Below are 17,204 nucleotides of genomic sequence, written 5' to 3'. Positions count from 1 at the left end.
TTAGTCATTAGTTATTTGTCATTAGTCAAAGACTTGAGACTATTGACTGTGTTTAATAGGACTGCTTGTAGAGATTTGACGGGGATTTGGTTGATAATTTCCGCAGCAAAGGCATTAATTAACAACTTACGCGCATCATCTTCGTTAATTCCCCGACTTTGGAGATAAAATATTTCGTCATCTTCCAATTGACTAACGGTAGCACCATGAGCGCATTTCACGTTGTCGGCGGTAATTTCCAACTGAGGCTTAGTATCAACTCTGGCCTTAGATGATAACAATAAATTGCGATTTAATTGACCGGCATTTGTTAACTGCGCGGCTTTCGGCACAAACACCTTGCCATTGAATACTGCATGAGCGCGATCGCCTACAATGCACTTATGTAACTGTGTGCTGGTACTATGGGGATGATTAAGTGCGATCGCACTGTGAGTATCAGCCACTTGTCTATCAGAAATCATCGTCAAACCGTTGAGAGTCGTTTCGGTTTGTTCACCAGTTTGCAAAATTTCTAAATTGTGGCGCGATAACTTACCACCAAAACTCAAAGCATGACAAGTATATCGACTATCACGAGCTTGAGTAACAGCAGTCTTCCCGACATGAAAAGCCTCTGCACCTTCCCGCTCAATTCTAGTATGACTCACCTGAGCATTTTCACCCAGCCAAACTTCCGTAACCGCATTACTAAAATAAACCCCCTCTGCGTCCTCTGCGCCTCTGCGGTTAATAAAATCTTCCACCAAAGTCACATTACCACCAGATTCCGCCACCACCAAACAACGAGGCTGAGAAATCGTCGCTTTCTCCCCAGCAACCGCAATAAATAACAGATGAATAGGAGTTTCCACAATCACATTCTTAGCCACCCAAACCACCGCCGCATCAGAAATTCCAGCAGTATTGAGAGCAGTAAAAATCTCCTGTGAACCCTCCGCTTGAGCTAAAAACTGTTTAACACGCTCCTGCTGAGACTTGGAAAAACCCGCCAAATTACCCACAACAACCCCAGAAGGTAAATCTGCAACGGCGGATAAATCCGGCGCATAGACACCATTAACAAACACCAAACGACTATTAACAGCCTCTGGTAAAGTTAAAGCCGAGATATCAACTGATTTTAATTGAGTTTCCGCATGAAACTGCACTTGACGCAGCGCTGACAAATCAGTAAACCGCCATTCCTCCTCACGAGTACTAGGGATACTAGAATGACGCACCCAATTAGCCGCATCTTGGCGTAATTCTTGCAAGAAATCTGCGGACTTTACTGCGGTGACTTCATCTAACAACCCAGTCAAATAACTATCTTTATCCAACAAAGTAGAAGTCAAACTCACAGCATTCGAGTTAGGAACTGGACTAGGAGAAACTTGAATAGTCATTACACACCCACCTCAGCACCTTCTAGTACCCAGTCATAACCACGCTCTTCCAATTCCAGAGCCAAATCCTTACCACCACACATGAGAATGCGACCATGAGCCATCACATGAACATAGTCAGGCACAATGTAATTGAGCAAACGTTGGTAGTGAGTAATCATAATTGTGGCATTTTCTGGACTAGCCAATTGATTCACACCATCAGCCACAATTCTCAAAGCATCAATATCCAAACCCGAATCAGTCTCATCCAGAATACCCAACTTTGGTTCTAGCAGAGCCATTTGCAGAATTTCATTGCGCTTCTTCTCACCACCAGAAAACCCTTCATTGAGACTACGGTTGAGAAAAGCCGGATTCATTTTGACAACTTCCAACTTTTCCTCAATCAAATCATCAAAATCAAAAGCGTCCAACTCTTCCAAACCCTCAGCCTTGCGGCGAGAATTGTAAGCTACCCGTAAAAAATCGAGATTACTCACACCCGGAATTTCCAACGGATATTGAAACGCCAAAAACACACCGCTTCTAGCTCGTTCCTCCGGTTCCATTTCCAAGAGATTCTGACCTTGGAAAATCACCTCACCACCAGTCACCTCATAAGCTGGGTGTCCAGCCAAAACCTTAGAAAAAGTACTCTTCCCAGAACCATTCGGCCCCATAATTGCGTGAACTTCTCCAGAGCGAACCTCAAGATTTAAACCCTTGAGAATCTGGGTTCCATCAACATTAGCCGTCAAATCTTTAACTGACAGCACAACTTCGCTATTTTCAATAATCATTTGTTCTTCTCTTAACTTTCTCTATTTGGTTTGTAGTAGGCGCTAAAGCGCCTTTATTGCAGCACTAAAGTGCTTACTACAAGCATTAACCAACACTACCTTCTAACTTCATACTCAAAAGCTTGTCAGCTTCCACAGCAAACTCCATCGGTAGCTGATTAAAAACATCCTTACAGAAACCGCTAATCATCATTGAAATAGCGTCCTCTGGGGAAATACCCCGTTGAGCGAAGTAAAACAGTTGATCTTCCCCAATTTTAGAAGTAGAAGCCTCATGCTCCACCTTACCAGAATTATTCTGCACCTGAATATAAGGGAAAGTGTTCGCGTGGGCATTATCGCCAATTAGCATTGAGTCACACTGAGAATAATTTCTCGCACCCTTAGCCGTAGGATTCACCTTCACTAAACCGCGATAACTGTTGCTAGAATTACCCGCCGATATGCCTTTAGAAATAATTGTACTGCGAGTATTTTTACCCACGTGAATCATTTTTGTACCTGTGTCAGCTTGCTGCATATTATTTGTCAGCGCCACTGAGTAAAATTCACCCACGGAGTTATCACCCACTAACACACAGCTAGGATACTTCCAAGTAATGGCTGAACCTGTTTCGACTTGAGTCCAGGAGATTTTAGAATTGACACCTTGACACAAACCACGCTTGGTAACGAAATTATAAATGCCACCTTTACCCTTTTCATCACCGGCGTACCAGTTCTGCACAGTGGAGTATTTAATTTCCGCGTTATCGTGGGCGACAAGTTCCACTACCGCAGCGTGTAATTGGTTAGTATCATACATCGGTGCAGTACAACCTTCTAGGTAGGAAACATAGCTACCTTCTTCAGCTACAATCAAAGTCCGTTCAAACTGTCCTGTATCACCGGAGTTGATGCGGAAATATGTAGACAATTCCATTGGGCATTTTACGCCTTTAGGAATATAGACAAAAGAACCATCACTGAATACAGCACCATTCAAAGCCGCAAAATAATTATCTGCTGCGGGGACGACGCTACCTAGATACTTCTGCACCAGTTCGGGATGTTCTTGTAAGGCTTCTGAAATTGAGCAAAAGATAACTCCATCTTCGGCGAGTTTTTCTTTGAAGGTGGTAGCAACAGAAACGCTATCAAAAATTGCATCCACAGCTACATTTGCTAATCTCTTCTGTTCGGTGAGGGAAATACCCAATTTCTCAAAGGTTTCTAGCAGGGTAGGATCTACCTCATCTAAGCTGTTGAGCTTGGCTTTCTTTTTCTTGGGCGCGGAATAGTAGATAATATTCTGATAATCGATGGCTGGATACTTGACACTTGGCCAAGTTGGTTCCGTCATTTTTTGCCACTGGCGATAACATCTGAGGCGAAAATCTAACATGAACTGTGGCTCGTTCTTTTTGGCGGAGATCAAGCGAACAACGTCCTCATTTAGTCCACGGGGGATAGTGTCAGCTTCAATATCTGTAACAAAGCCGTACTTGTAGGGTTGGTTGACTAAGGTTTTGACAGTGGCACTCATCGGTATTAATCTCTTGTGTTCAGAATTGGAATTGTGGAATCTGTTTACGGGAAATCTCTTTAAGGGTGGGAGACGGGCTGTTTCAGCCTCTTCCTGTTTCGTGTTTCCGAGTGGTTACACGGCTGTTAAAATAGGACTTAGGGAGTAAAACAACATAATCGTTGTTTAATTTATTTTCATTTTACGCTAAATTAACAACAACAATGTTGTTAAAGTCAAATTTTCTAAAAAAAATTTTTGGGGACGTTCATGCAGCGTCTTGTAGAGCAAATGGAGACTACTCACCAGACCTCAACCAAGCAAGATATTCTTGAGTATCTGCTTAAGCGCTCACAAGCAACTGCTTTTGAGTTAGCCGAAGTTTTAGATGTCAGCAAGCAAGCAATTCGTCGTCATCTGAAAGATTTGGAGACGGAAGACCTAGTTTTGTATTCATCTGTACAAATAGGTATGGGGCGGCCACAGCATATCTATAAGTTAAGCCGCCGGGGACGCGATCGCCTGCAACGGAGTTTAAACAATTATCAAAGCGATCGCTATGGTGAATTTGCAGTTTCACTGCTGGACACTTTAGCCCAAACCGTAGGCCGTGACCAAGTAACCTCGATTTTACAAAAACAGTGGGAGCGTAAAGCTCAAGAATACCGCGATCGCGTCGGTAACGGATCATTAGAAGAGCGTGTAGCCAATTTAGTGAATCTGAGAAAAGCCGAAGGATTCATGGCAGAATATCACTCTGTGGAATCCTCACAAGTGGATAGCTTTATCTTCATGGAACATAACTGTGCCATTTCCGATGTTGCTGAATCTTTCCCTAGCATCTGCGGTCATGAATTAGAAATGTTTGCAGCCGTGCTACCAGATTGTCACGTAGAACGCACCCATTGGATTATCGATGGTGAACATCGTTGCGGCTATTTAGTGCAAGCTCGACCAACCCAATCTCATTCAGTTTAAATCGTGGCTAATAATTGAGTGGTAAGGCTTTTTACCAATCAATAATTCTTTATTGTCCATGAATCAATATTTAATTAGGTTTAAAAACTAAATATATGGATACATCACCGCAACAACCAACAACCCAATTCCTCTCCTTAGAAGAATCAGGAAAAGTAGATGCAGCGTTGCTATCTTCTTCAGAAAAATTTTTAACCAGATTAACAATTTCATCCCTCAAACTTTTAAAGCATATCGCCCAAGAGTACGGTGTGGCGATGGAAGACTTAACCACACAGCAACTAATTACCTGGTTTGAAAAGGATGCCAAAATTAAACGAGAGCAAGGAATTGAAGCTTCTTATTTGAAATGGTAAAAGATACCAGGAAGAGGCAGGGAGCAGGGGGAAAGAAACTTACTCAAAACTTTCCCCACTCAGCACTTTCCTAAGCCCGATAATTATGAGTTCTAGGACTGCGCGCGCCCACAACAGCACCCATAAGAGCCGCCGCCAAACTCAACAAAGAACCCAATACAAACCACCACAAAGCCCTGGAAGTAGCCGCAGCAATTTGACGGGCTTGTTCAGCTGTGACAGTAGTTGGAGGTACGGGCGCACCTGGTTGAACTGCCTGGGGAGGTACAGCTACTGCAATATTGGGAGCTACAACACCAAAAGTACCCCAGACTCCACTTGCTAATAGCCAAGAACTCAGGGCGATGGTAGTAGCCCAGAGAATTGCGCCATTGAGTAGGGCTGTATTCCGGTTCATGGGGCCACAAGTACGAGTTGTCACCCAGCCACCAACGAATAGGGAAATTAACAAAGCCAGGGTTGACCAAATTCCCACATTAGCCGCAACATCAGGCGTTATAGTTCTAGGCGCTCCTGAACCGGCAATTGCACCCGCGCCGATAGCGCCAAATAAGGAACTCAAAATTAATTGCGTGGCTAAAGCTACCAACACGCCAGCAATTATTGGACCCCAGCGCACTCGATCATGATATTCAGCTATTCTACCTGCGGCTGGTTCATTAATAACATCATCGCCGACGCGATTCATGTATGACATAGTTTATTTTCTCCATTGCTTTATTAGCAAAGTGTTTTCTCCGTTATATTGATTTGATGATTCATGCTTATGCTTAAAATTAAATTGCCAGATATAATTTTTAATCTCTATCAATAGAAGGAGTTAATTAGTCTATCTTCAGCAGGATTCATGAAAATTCCTTCATAAATATCTATTAAATTTATTTATGCTTTATGTCTAATTTTTTAGATAAGAAACCGCTAATTTGCTAATGGATAATTATATTGAAGATATTACCCATTAGCTAGAAAGCAAATATCATGAACAGTGCTAACGAATTTTTACAGCAGTACCTGTGGCTGTAATCAGTAACAAAACTCCGCTTTGATCAATATTGATTGTGCCAGTATCAAATTCAATCCCCACCACAGCATCTGCGCCTAAACGCTGGGCGCGTTGTTCTAATTCTTCGATGGCTTTGCGCTGTCCCTGCTCAAATAAACGCTCATAGCTGGCAGTTCGACCACCAATAACATCTCGAATGCTGGCAAAAAAATCTCGGATAAAATTACTACCATAAACGACTTCTGCCGTCACAATACCCAAGTATGATTCAATAATAGCACCTTGAATTACATCAGTCGTAGTTACAATCATAAGTGGTTCTATTGTATTTGTTATGTTAAATTAACATTCTGCCAAAGGGAACAGGGAACAGGGATAAAAAACCGTTATTCAGTTTTAGATTTTGGATTGATCTCATAGATCAATGTAGTTGCTGTGAACCCTGGGATGAGATGAGTCCCAAATCCTCCTGCTCTCTGCCTCTTTGTGGCATCATAGCAAGGCGAGATACCTGCTATGGCAAAAGTCAAAATTGAAATACTTGCTGTGACTGGGTTTTAAACTTTTTTCATGTCCTAACCACTTTGGCAGTTGCGATATTTGTCTGGTGGGGAAGGCGGTACAAAAATCACTGGCAATAAAAGGCATTTTGTCCAATCAGAAATTGATTAGCGAGATATACTGAATACTTTATAATAATCAATCTGTGCTTTACTATAAATGCAGGATATTTTGTGCTGTGAAAAAGTATCTGAATAGACAATTTATTTAAATTTGGTGAAAGTAAACCAATACAGTTTTCAAAATTCACAATTTTTGTTTTAATGTACAAAAAAAAGTCCTCTAAAAATTCAGGAATTTTACTGTGTACAAACGCATATCACTTGTAGTTGGTGTTCTGTTTTTAGGATTTAGTGCCGTTAGTATCCCCTCGGTGGCTCAGGCTCAGGTACTCATAGCCCAAACCACAAACCTCCAATTAAAGAGACTTTTTGAGGAAGGACAGAGGCTTGTAGCTGCTAGAGACTATAATGGAGCGATCGCTATTTATCAACAAGCAGCTAAAATTGAGCCAAGGAATGCTAAAATCCATTCTGGTATCGGCTACCTCTATGCCAAACTAGGAAATTTTCAACCAGCTCTAGCCTCTTATCGTCGCGCGATCGCTATTAATGCTAATAATGGTGATTATCATTACGCTGTGGGTTACATCAAAGCTAATTTGGGTGACACCAAAGGAGCAAAAGAATCTTACCGTCGTGCGGTTCAACTCAACCGTAATAATTTAAATGCTTATTTGGGATTAGGTATCACTCAAGCCCGTTTGGGAAATTTTACAGCCGCTAATTGGGCTTATGAAGAAGCCATTAAACTGAATCCCAATAACGCCCAAACTTATGAGTTTATGGCTCTTATGTATAAACAGCGACGACAAACCGCACAAGCCAATAATATGCTTCAGAAAGCACGGGACTTGTATCAACGGCGAAATGATTCGGCAGGAGTGAACCGGGTAAATGGGATGTTACGGGAGTTAGGAGGGTGAATCAGTTATCAGTGATCAAGGCGTATATTGGCTGAGATTCACTAGTAACGCCTACTAGCTGCATCATTTAGGGTTAGGGGTGGTTTGAGTTTGATAGGTATTTTTGACAGCCGCCCAATTACTGGCAATTGGCATTCGCCACCCAGTACCAAAGGCGCGATCAGTAATTTTTAATCCTGGGGGTGCTTGTCGGCGTTTAAATTCAGCCCGTGTCACCATCTGAATGACTCTGTTGACAATTACCGGATCATGGCCTGCGGCCACAAGTTGGGCGGCTGATTGGTGGTTGTGGATCAGGTGTTCCAAGATGTTGTCTAAAGTTTCGTAGTCGGGTAGAGAATCTTGGTCTACTTGTCCGGGTTTGAGTTCAGCGCTAGGGGGTTTAGTGAGAATATTTTGGGGAATGATTTCATTTTGACGATTTAACCAATGGCACAGTGAATAAACACGGGTTTTAGGAACATCAGCGATTACAGCTAACCCGCCATTCATATCACCGTAAAGGGTGCAGTAACCTACTGCCATTTCTGACTTGTTACCAGTGGATAATAAAAGATAACCAAATTTGTTAGCGATCGCCATCAATAAATTACCACGAATCCGAGACTGGATATTTTCCTCAGCAATACCAAATTCAGTCCCAGCAAACAAATCAGCTAAGGTGTGATCAAAACTTTGCATTAATTCCCCTATCTTTAAAATAGTGGTTTCAATGCCCAGATTTTCTGCTAATGCCAAAGCATCACTCACAGAATGTGATGAACTGTAGGGAGAAGGCATGAGGACACCGAGGACATTTTCTTTACCAAGGGCTACGGATGCGATCGCCGCCACTAATGCCGAATCAATTCCCCCACTTAAACCCAGCACCACTTGAGAAAAACGACATTTTTGGGCATAGTCTCGTACTCCCAACACCAAAGCCTGCCAAATTTCCTCCTCATCTGACTGATATGCAGGTTTGATAGAATTCACCTGTAAATCTCTCTGCGTCTCATCAAATTCTAATATGACTAAATCATTGGCAAAACCATTAGCACGAGAAACAACTTCACCTTGACGATTCAAAGCAAAACTGCGCCCATCAAAAATCAAATCATCATTTCCCCCGACTTGATTAGTATAAATCATCGGTTGGGCAAAACGTATCGCACTATGCTTCAGCATTGCTTCTCGGTATTGCTGCTTACCAAGACTATAGGGTGAAGCAGATAGATTCACAATTATATCAACACGTAAACTTGCTAAATCAGCAATAGGATTTATGGCATAACTACGTTTACCTAAAAAGTCTTCATCGTTCCATAAATCTTCGCAAATAGTTACACCAATATCAAGGTTATCTAAAGTGAAATAACTAGCTTCTAACCCTGGTTCAAAATAACGATTTTCGTCAAATACATCATAAGTAGGTAACAGCCGTTTATGAAAGAATTGCTTTACCTTGCCATCTGCTAACAAAGCGATGCTATTAAATAAACTTTTACCGCCAGTAGTATGCGCTTTTAAATTTGGTAAAACAGTTCCTACCAACACAGCCAAATGAGGTGGTAAATCTGTAGCTAGTTGTTTTAATATCATCCCCATCTCTGCTACAAAACTAGGATTTAGTAATAAATCCCTTGGGGGATAACCACACAAAGAAAGTTCTGGTGTTAATAATAAACGCGCACCTTTAGCGGCGGCTTGTTGGGCTGCTGACAGAATTTTTTGGGCATTTCCAGGCAAATCACCAATTATTGGATTTAGTTGAGCGATCGCAATTTTCATTTTTGATTTAGGTTTTGGGATTATACAATGGATTTCCTGATATTTTAGTAGTCAAATAAAAACTAAAGGTTTGTCTTTCAGAGGTGCAAAAGCCTCAGCATCAAACTTATATAAAGTAGCCGGACGACCTGCACCCCGTGATACCTTGATGCCTGTATCGGATAAAAAACCTAACTTGAGTAATCGCGCCCGAAAGTTAGAATAATCGGCGAAATTGTCGCCTAAAACTGTGGTGTATAACTGATACAAATCATTTAATGTAAAGCTGGCTGGCAAAACATCAAAAGCCACCGGGCTATACTCTAACTTATTTCGTAAACGTCTGTGTCCATAAGCCAAAACTTGATTATGATCAAAGGCTAATTGTGGGACATCTTTAACTGGATACCAAGCAATCCCAGAGACTTTATCAGCAATTAATTCTGCTTCTTCAAATCTGACTAGGGCAAAATAACTAACTGAGAGATAACGTACACCATAACTACCACTAGCTTCTCGTGGATCGCGATGAGGACCGCCAAAGGTGTACAACTGTTCTAAATAAAGATTATTCACCCTGATTTTCTCCGCCATAATTCGATAGGCAGCATCTTCTAAAGACTCTCCTTGACGTACCAGAGTACCGGGAAGACTCCAAGAATTGAGAAATGGTTCCTGCTGTCGCATGATTAAGAGAACTAACAGCCGATTTTGGGCAGTATCTACAGAAAAAATGACATTATCAACACCAACCTTAAAATCGGCCAAAGGTTGTTGATTTAATTGAATTGGTAACTTTTTGTGGTTGCGTCCTGGCATTTGTACAAATGCTCTTGATGAATATAAGCGACAATAGGGGGAGTTAGGGCTTGAGTATCTCCATGTTCACGGTAGGCGGTGGAAGAAACATCTATACCAGTTAAACTAGCGATCGCAATGTTACCGCCCAGATTTTGCACTGCTTCCAAGCTATACTCATCTATGGCATATCCTGGCCGGGGAACAATTAGCAGTTGCACTTGCTGTAACAAATCTTCAATGTGATACCAGCGCGGTAACTGATGTAATAAATCAGAACCAATTACCAAAGTAAACTCAGCATCTTCACCCCAGCGAGACTTGGCTTTTTCCAAAGTTTCCAGAGTTCTAAAGCTACTCAAATCCTGTTCCAAAGCAATATTGTGCCGTGGAGTATCAATATCCGTAATTAACAATCGCAGCATTGTAGCCCGATGTTCCAAAGGTGTTTGATGAGACTTAAAAGGATTATCAGCCGCCCAAACTGCTACCCAATCATAACCCTCAGATAACCACCTGAGAATCTTTTGATGTCCAGCAGTCGGCGGGTCAGCACTAGTACCAAACAAAGCAATTCTCATCTCTGTGTCCTCTGCGCCTCTGCGGTTCGTTTGTTCGTCTTCAAAATCAACTCCTGCAATTGGTCAGAAATCTCCACATCCACCCCCACTGGATCATCCAAACGGCGAGTTTCCGGTGGTAAACTAGCCACAGTAGCCGCAGTTCGTTGGCGAATCTCAGGTAAACTTTCCCGCCGATGTAACCGTTCACCATTCTTGACTACCAACTGCAACAAAGGTGATCCCAAGACATTGCTTTCATCTACTAACGCCAACTTATCGGCCTTTACCTTATCTCCCACAAACGAGCGAAAAATTTGCTTGCGTCCAGGATAAGTCACCTTACCACTAGACTGTTTCATCACCGGGATACCATCGATTTCCACGAGTTTATAAACTCCATTGACAGGCGCGCCCGTAACTAATCGCGTTCCCAGTCCATAGCCATCGATTTGGGCATCAGCAGCTTTGAGTCTGGCAATTTCCCATTCATCTAAATCACCACTAGCAAAAATTGATACATGAGGCAGAAGCGATCGCACTTGTTTTGACAAAGTAACTAAATCTCCAGAATCCAACCTCACCCCAGTTAATTTCATTTCGCCAGCCTTGACTTTTGCCGCTAACTGCTCTGCCGCAGCGATAGTATCATAAGTATCAATTAATAATGGCGCACCGGGAAAATATTTATGAAAGGCAGTAAAAGCTTGTTCTTCACTACCTGCCATTGCTGACAGTGCCATCACTAAAGCGTGAGCCATCGTACCACTTGGCTGTTCTCCCAGTTGTAGCGCTGCTAACACATTAGAAGTCGAATTCAATCCCCCAGCTAAACCAGCCCTTGCCGCCCATAAAGAGGCTTGGGGACTAAATGCCCTCCTCGTGCCAAATTCTAAAAGTGTGGCTGCTTCTCCGGCAATATCCCGGATGCGTGCAGCTCTTGTGGCCACCAATGTTTGATAGTTAATTGTATTAAGTAAATATGTCTCTACTAGTTGTGCTTGCCAAAGGGGTGCTTCTACCCGCAATAATGGCTGATTAGCAAATACGGCTGTTCCCTCTGATACTGCCCACACATCACCAGTGAAACACCCCTCAGCTAAGATTAACCAAAAGCGATCGCTGGCATGAGTAAAAATTCCCGTTGCTTGTAAAGCCTGTATTTGCTGCGGACTAAAGCGAAAATTTGCCAAATATGTCAAAACCTGCTCTAGACCCATAGCTATTAAATAGCCAAAATTTTCTGGTAAGCGTCTGACAAATAGTTCAAAACTAGCCCGTCGTTGTTCTACACCTTCACCTGTATAACAAGCTGCCATTGTTAATTGGTAAAGGTCTGTTAGCAAGCTGTAATCATCTACACACAGATTAAGTTCACTGTCCCAGTCTGGAAAAGTTGCCATGTAAGAGCGTCCTTAAAAGAAGGCTACTTTTATTATGGTAGATTTTACTATAAATAATGTCAACTCTCAAACCCAGAAAGTTATATAATGCCGTTATCGGGGTTAATGGTAGAATTTAATCTGAAGAAATACAAATTTTTCATAAAATATAATAGTGAATTTTATTAAAATTACTGGACAAAATTGGACTAAAATGAGAAGATAATCAATGATAGTCCTCACCTAAAGTATTGCAAAGATACCCAAAGAAGTATTGCAATTTTCACCTAGTTAAGAATATTAGAAATAAAGTAGATAAATAACAATCAACGCGACTCAAAAAAGGAGTCTCATCATGTCTATTTCAAAGATATTTGTGAGCATAATGCAGTATATTTCTGAGGCCGTAATGCGGATTTTTAGCCCCAGTGATGATGCTTATCCGATGATTGGTGTGCAGCCATTTACAGGAGAATTTTATAAACGACGCACAGCAAACGGTTGGTAATTCTCTTTAAAATGAATCACCAAGAAAATTCTCATTCCCCCTCTTTGCTTGCCTATCGTGTATACACAAGTGATCAAATTTCCCCCTAATCCCCAATTATGGGGGAACAAGAATTTTCAAAGTCCCCCAAACTAGTACCGCAAGGCGTTCGTCAAAAGTTAAAAAGCTTATAAAATCGGCTTTTCATGGATTTTGAATGGTCTGTTTATTTACGCCGACTTGTACTAGGGGGATTTAGGGAGCAAAACAGGTTCAAACACAGACAGGCAGAAGTTGTGTGTACACGGTAGGTCTTTAAACCGGAGAGTGTCAACGCATATCGTAGCCAAATAAATTCGGGTCTACTTCTCCTAACTTTAAATCTGCTAAACCATATTCAGCCCATCGTTGATCTACCATCGCGGCAATATCTGGATCTGATTCTAAGGGCGAACCCCATTCATGATCTGTTTCTGGTGGAATCTTGGTCGTCGCATCAATTCCCATCCGTCCACCTAAACCAATTTTCTCACTAGCAAAATCTAAGGTATCAAAGGGTGTGTGGGGTAAAATAAACACATCTCTAGTAGGGTCAACTTTGGAACTAATCGCCCACACGACTTGACGCGGATCACGAATATTAATACTTTTATCTACCACAATTACAAATTTGGTGTAGGTAAATTGGGGTAAAGCACTCCAAAATGCTAAAGCCGCCCGTCGCGCTTGTCCCGGATATGCTTTATCAATGGAAATAATTGCCGCTTTGTAACTTAAAGCTTCCATTGGTAAGAAGAAATCGACAATTTCGGAGACTTGTTGCCGCAGAATAGGAGTGTAAATCCGATTGAGTGCGATCGCCATCATCGCTTCTTCTTTAGGTGGACGACCGCTAAATGTGGTTAAATAAATGGGATCTTTGCGGTGCGTCATACACCCAAACCGCACTAATGGCGAATCTTCCACACCACCGTAATAACCCATGTGATCACCAAAGGGACCATCTGGTAAGACTTCCCCTGGTGTAATTGTTCCTTCTAAAACAAACTCTGAATCGGCGGGAACTTCCAAATCTACGGTTTTACACTTGGCTAAGTTGACACCGGAACCACCATACAATCCCGCAAATAACCATTCTGATAAATCGACAGGAATAGGTGTCGCAGCTGCCATGATAATTAATGGATCAACACCCAGTGCGATCGCCACCTCTAACTTTTTACCACGTTCAGCAGCTTTGCGTAAATGTCTCGCCCCACCGCGCACAGATAACCAGTGAACAGTCATCGTATTTTTAGATTGCAATTGCAAGCGATAAACACCCACATTAGGCGTACCTGTCTCACAATCCTTGGTAATTACCAACCCCAGAGTGATAATTTTACCAGCATCATTTATATAGGGACGAATCAACGGTAATTTATTTAAATCTAAATCATCGCCTTGAATTACCACTTGCTGACAAGCTGGAAAAAAATCTCTTCCTGGTTTAGCCTTCACCACATCAAACAGCACCTTCCCAAAATCTATAGCTTGGGAAATCTTTTTCGGTGGTTTTGGCTGTTGCAGCATCCCCAGCTTTTTACCCAGAGTTTCCAACTCCTCTGGACGTTCCATATTCATTGCCCAGCATATCCTTTCCACCGTTCCCATCAAATTGATTGCCACCGGGAATGATGCACCTTTGACGTTCTCAAACAGCAACCCTGGCCCACCTTGTTGCAGCATTCGGTTGCAAATTTCCGCAATTTCAAATTCTGGGTCAACTAGAGCCGAAATTCTCTTTAATTGTCCTCGTTCTTCCAAAATCTTGATAAATCCCCGTAAGTCTCTTGCCATTGTGCTAATAAATTGAAATATTTAAGAAATGTAAAGCGCTCTCTTATATTATTGATCATTACCCACTAGTACCGCAGGGCTTGCTAAATAAATATAAAACCCAGATAAATCGAAGATTTGAGGCTGATAAACCCGAAAGTAGGTGCAAGGTTTTTGCAGGGTGTACCATCAAAAATGTAAATTTTGGGTTGAATAAATCAGAAAATAGCTAACCCTGTTCCCTACCTCCACGACACGCTACGCGAACAGCAAACCCTAATTACATCTTTTTAACGGTAAATTAACCTAGTACAAGACTGACCTTAACCATTAAATTGCAGTTATCAAGTTATCCTCATGAGGGATAGGCGTTATTTATAAAAAATAAGCACTACCCTAATCAAACATGGCGATGATATACAGACCTGGCTGGCAGGTGGTCTTGTAATATGACCCCTGCTGGTTTTGCTTTCGCCACCCATGCTTATTACGATAACTTTCATAATTATTTTTTGTCTTTTTCATCATCAGGTATTGGTAAAAAATTAATTTTCTCATTCCATCTCTTGATTACAGCTACGCCAAATATCCACTAAACTCTTGATTATTTTTCATTTATAATAATCGCTGTAAATCATTTTTTAATAATATTTTAAATTTGTATTAATGTAAACTTAAACTAAGTTTAACCTTCAGCCAATTAATCTAATGTTGTAAATAAAAGAAAAATCAATCCTTAAAATTAGAGGTAATATGAATTTTTCCGCCACCATTTTGCAACGAGCATTTACTACTTCAGTGCTAACCACTGCTGTTGCTCTTGGTTCTATTTGTGCAGCACCTGCTCAAGCTCAAGCCCAAACTCTCAACGGTGCAGGAGCAACTTTTCCCGCGCCTTTATATGAAAGATACGCTCGTGAAGTGAGAAAGAAATTTCCCAATATGAGAATTAACTACCAAGCAATTGGTAGTGGTGGTGGTATTCGGCAAACCATTGCTGGAACTGTTGACTTTGGTGGTAGTGATGCTGCTATGACAGACAGTGATATGGCTAAAGTCAAGAACGGTGTAATTTTAGTACCTACAGCCGGTGGTGCTGTTTCCGTCGTTTATAATCTCCCTGGTGTGAATAATCTCAGATTATCTCGTACTACTTTACCAGCTATTTTTTCTGGTCAAATTACCAACTGGAGTGATGCCAAAATTAAAGCTGATAATCCTGGTGTAAATCTTCCAAACCAACCAATTAGATTTGCGGTTCGTGCTGATGGTAGCGGTACAACTTTTATTTTTACCAACCACTTAAGTTCCATCAACAGTTATTTTAAAGGTAGAGTTGGAACTGGTACTGCTCCCAAATGGAATTTGCCCAATGTTCTCAGAGGTAAGGGTAATCCTGGTGTAGCTGCTTTAGTCTCTCGTACTCCTGGTGCTATTGGTTATGTAGAATATTCCTACGCTACCCAAAATAAACTGAAATCAGCAGTGCTGCAAAATAAATCTGGACAATTTGTTGCACCTTCTTTGCAATCTGCAAACGCAGCTTTAGCATCTGTGACTTTTCCTGATAATTTCCGTACTTTTGCCGCAGATCCAGCACAAGGTTATCCCATTGTGGGTTTGACTTGGATGATGGTTTATAAACAATATCCTAATGCTGCTAAAGCTGATGCTGTGAGAAAATGGATTAATTGGGTGTTGACTGATGGGCAAAAATTGAATGCTCAACAAAATTATACGTCAATTCCCCCCGCAGTGGTAAATCGGGTATTGCAAACAGTAAATAGCACTGTTAAACCATAATTAACCATCTTAATTATTTTTTTTATTAGGGTGGGCTATTTGTTCACCCTATTAATCCAAAATCATCTCATTGTTTGTGATTTTTCATGAAAAATTCCTCTAATTCACCCCACAATAGTTCATTACCTCTAAACAATGAAAATATTGAGTTAATAGCTAAGGATGGGATCAAAGGTTGGTTTGACCAAGGATTTACATGGCTCGTATATGCTTTTGCTGCCATTACTGTAGCAATGCTGTTTGTGATGAGTTGGATCATTTTTAAAGAAGCTCGGCCAGCTATTGATATGTTTGGCATAGAGTTTTTATGGGGGCAAGATTGGGATGTAAATAATGAAGTTTTTGGTGCTTTACCTTATATCTATGGAACCCTTGTAAGTAGTGCGATCGCTCTTTTAATTGCTTTTCCTATAGGTTTAGCAGTTGCATTAGTCACTAGTGAAAATTTTTTACCAGTTTCTATACAAACAACTCTGGCATTTGTAGTGCAATTAATTGCGGCAATTCCTAGCGTGATTATTGGTTTATGGGGAATTTTTATTTTTATTCCAGTTTTAGAACCTTTCCAAATGTGGTTAGCTAATTATTTTAAATGGATACCACTTTTTAACTCAGAATATCCTGTAGGCACGAATATGTTAACTGCGGGAATTATTCTAGCAATTATGATTCTGCCCACAATAGCAGCTATTAGCCGGGATGTATTATTGGCAATCCCAAAAGAATTACGTAGTGCGTCTATGGCTTTGGGTAGTACTCGTTGGGAAACAATTTTTCGAGTGTTACTACCTGCTGGATTTTCGGGAATTGTCAGCGCAGCAATGCTGGCTTTAGGAAGAGGTTTGGGCGAAACAATGGCTGTGACTATGGTGATTGGGAATTCTGCTCAAATCAGTGCTTCTTTATTAGATCCGGGTTATACAATACCGTCTGTCATAGCCAATGAGTTTGCCGAAGCAACTCCAGGATTACATATTGGGGCTTTAACTTATTTGGGATTAGTTTTGTTTGGAGTGACTTTGTTGGTAAATATTGGTGCTGTTCTCCTGG

At 41.3% G+C, this 17,204-nt stretch carries 16 protein-coding genes; 6 read left to right on the top strand and 10 right to left on the bottom strand.

From position 1 onward, the window contains the following. Positions 1-11: 11 nt before the first annotated feature. The 3 genes from sufD to sufB all read right to left on the bottom strand — a co-directional run bounded on the left by sufD (position 12) and on the right by sufB (position 3,695). Entirely contained in the window at positions 12-1,388 is a 1,377-nt protein-coding gene (gene sufD / locus VB654_RS19870; protein WP_323215530.1) for a Fe-S cluster assembly protein SufD, read from the bottom strand. Then, positions 1,388-2,170 carry a Fe-S cluster assembly ATPase SufC gene (sufC, locus tag VB654_RS19865; protein WP_323215529.1) on the bottom strand — a complete coding sequence of 261 codons (783 nt, stop codon included), beginning with the start codon at positions 2,168-2,170 and terminating at the stop codon, positions 1,388-1,390. The genes sufD and sufC overlap by 1 nt, the downstream gene beginning before the upstream one ends. Positions 2,171-2,255: 85 nt before the next feature. Then, entirely contained in the window at positions 2,256-3,695 is a 1,440-nt protein-coding gene (gene sufB / locus VB654_RS19860; protein WP_323215528.1) for a Fe-S cluster assembly protein SufB, read from the bottom strand. 270 nt (positions 3,696-3,965) lie between these two features. Here sufB and sufR point away from each other — a divergent pair, with 270 nt between their 5' ends. Together sufR and VB654_RS19850 are read left to right on the top strand one after the other, a co-directional pair. Then, complete coding sequence (gene sufR, locus VB654_RS19855; RefSeq protein ID WP_323215558.1) at positions 3,966-4,652, top strand: iron-sulfur cluster biosynthesis transcriptional regulator SufR; 687 nt, start codon at positions 3,966-3,968, stop codon at positions 4,650-4,652. Positions 4,653-4,747: 95 nt separating this feature from the next. Continuing rightward, complete coding sequence (locus VB654_RS19850; protein ID WP_323215527.1) at positions 4,748-5,008, top strand: hypothetical protein; 261 nt, start codon at positions 4,748-4,750, stop codon at positions 5,006-5,008. Positions 5,009-5,078: 70 nt separating this feature from the next. Here the strand turns inward: VB654_RS19850 and VB654_RS19845 are convergent, their stop codons facing one another. Both VB654_RS19845 and VB654_RS19840 read right to left on the bottom strand, forming a co-directional pair. Continuing rightward, on the bottom strand, positions 5,079-5,705 hold the full coding sequence (locus VB654_RS19845) for a hypothetical protein (protein ID WP_323215526.1): 627 nt from the start codon (positions 5,703-5,705) through the stop codon (positions 5,079-5,081). A 291-nt stretch (positions 5,706-5,996) separates the two neighbouring features. Then, the gene (locus VB654_RS19840) at positions 5,997-6,323 is read right to left on the bottom strand and encodes a YbjQ family protein (RefSeq protein WP_323215525.1); all 327 of its coding nucleotides are present in this window, start codon (positions 6,321-6,323) and stop codon (positions 5,997-5,999) included. 553 nt (positions 6,324-6,876) lie between these two features. Between VB654_RS19840 and VB654_RS19835 the strand changes: the two genes are divergently transcribed. Continuing rightward, a complete protein-coding gene (locus VB654_RS19835) occupies positions 6,877-7,557 on the top strand; it encodes a tetratricopeptide repeat protein (RefSeq protein WP_323215524.1) in 681 nt (226 codons plus the stop codon). A gap of 63 nt (positions 7,558-7,620) precedes the next feature. On the opposite strand, the gene VB654_RS19830 is transcribed toward VB654_RS19835, so the two are convergent. Genes VB654_RS19830 through VB654_RS19815 form a run of 4 tightly spaced genes read right to left on the bottom strand, consistent with a single transcriptional unit; the run spans position 7,621 to position 12,067 of the window. Further along, positions 7,621-9,327 carry an NAD+ synthase gene (locus VB654_RS19830; protein ID WP_323215523.1) on the bottom strand — a complete coding sequence of 569 codons (1,707 nt, stop codon included), beginning with the start codon at positions 9,325-9,327 and terminating at the stop codon, positions 7,621-7,623. Between the two features lie 51 nt (positions 9,328-9,378). Continuing rightward, complete coding sequence (locus VB654_RS19825) at positions 9,379-10,125, bottom strand: NUDIX hydrolase (RefSeq protein ID WP_323215522.1); 747 nt, start codon at positions 10,123-10,125, stop codon at positions 9,379-9,381. After that, positions 10,086-10,685: a nicotinate-nucleotide adenylyltransferase gene (locus VB654_RS19820; protein WP_323215521.1), complete on the bottom strand. Its 600-nt coding sequence runs from the start codon at positions 10,683-10,685 to the stop codon at positions 10,086-10,088. The genes VB654_RS19825 and VB654_RS19820 overlap by 40 nt, the downstream gene beginning before the upstream one ends. After that, entirely contained in the window at positions 10,682-12,067 is a 1,386-nt protein-coding gene (locus tag VB654_RS19815; RefSeq protein ID WP_323215520.1) for a nicotinate phosphoribosyltransferase, read from the bottom strand. Before VB654_RS19815 ends, VB654_RS19820 begins: the two co-directional genes overlap by 4 nt. 334 nt (positions 12,068-12,401) lie before the next feature. Between VB654_RS19815 and VB654_RS19810 the strand changes: the two genes are divergently transcribed. Then, positions 12,402-12,554 (top strand): nicotinate phosphoribosyltransferase, encoded by a 153-nt coding sequence (locus VB654_RS19810; protein WP_323215519.1) that lies wholly within the window; start codon positions 12,402-12,404, stop codon positions 12,552-12,554. A 309-nt stretch (positions 12,555-12,863) separates the two neighbouring features. Here the strand turns inward: VB654_RS19810 and VB654_RS19805 are convergent, their stop codons facing one another. Further along, positions 12,864-14,372, bottom strand: coding sequence for a UbiD family decarboxylase (locus tag VB654_RS19805; RefSeq protein ID WP_323215518.1), 1,509 nt, complete (start codon positions 14,370-14,372; stop codon positions 12,864-12,866). A 732-nt stretch (positions 14,373-15,104) separates the two neighbouring features. Between VB654_RS19805 and pstS the strand changes: the two genes are divergently transcribed. Continuing rightward, positions 15,105-16,154, top strand: a complete 1,050-nt coding sequence (gene pstS / locus VB654_RS19800; protein WP_323215517.1) for a phosphate ABC transporter substrate-binding protein PstS — start codon at positions 15,105-15,107, stop codon at positions 16,152-16,154. A gap of 86 nt (positions 16,155-16,240) precedes the next feature. Beyond that, positions 16,241-17,204: phosphate ABC transporter permease subunit PstC (gene pstC / locus VB654_RS19795; protein ID WP_323215516.1), on the top strand; the 964-nt coding region annotated here is incomplete at its 3' end.

The organism is Nodularia sp. UHCC 0506, from assembly GCF_034931045.1.
Lineage (GTDB): Bacteria > Cyanobacteriota > Cyanobacteriia > Cyanobacteriales > Nostocaceae > Nodularia.
This window is presented reverse-complemented; position numbering and strand designations above follow the sequence as displayed.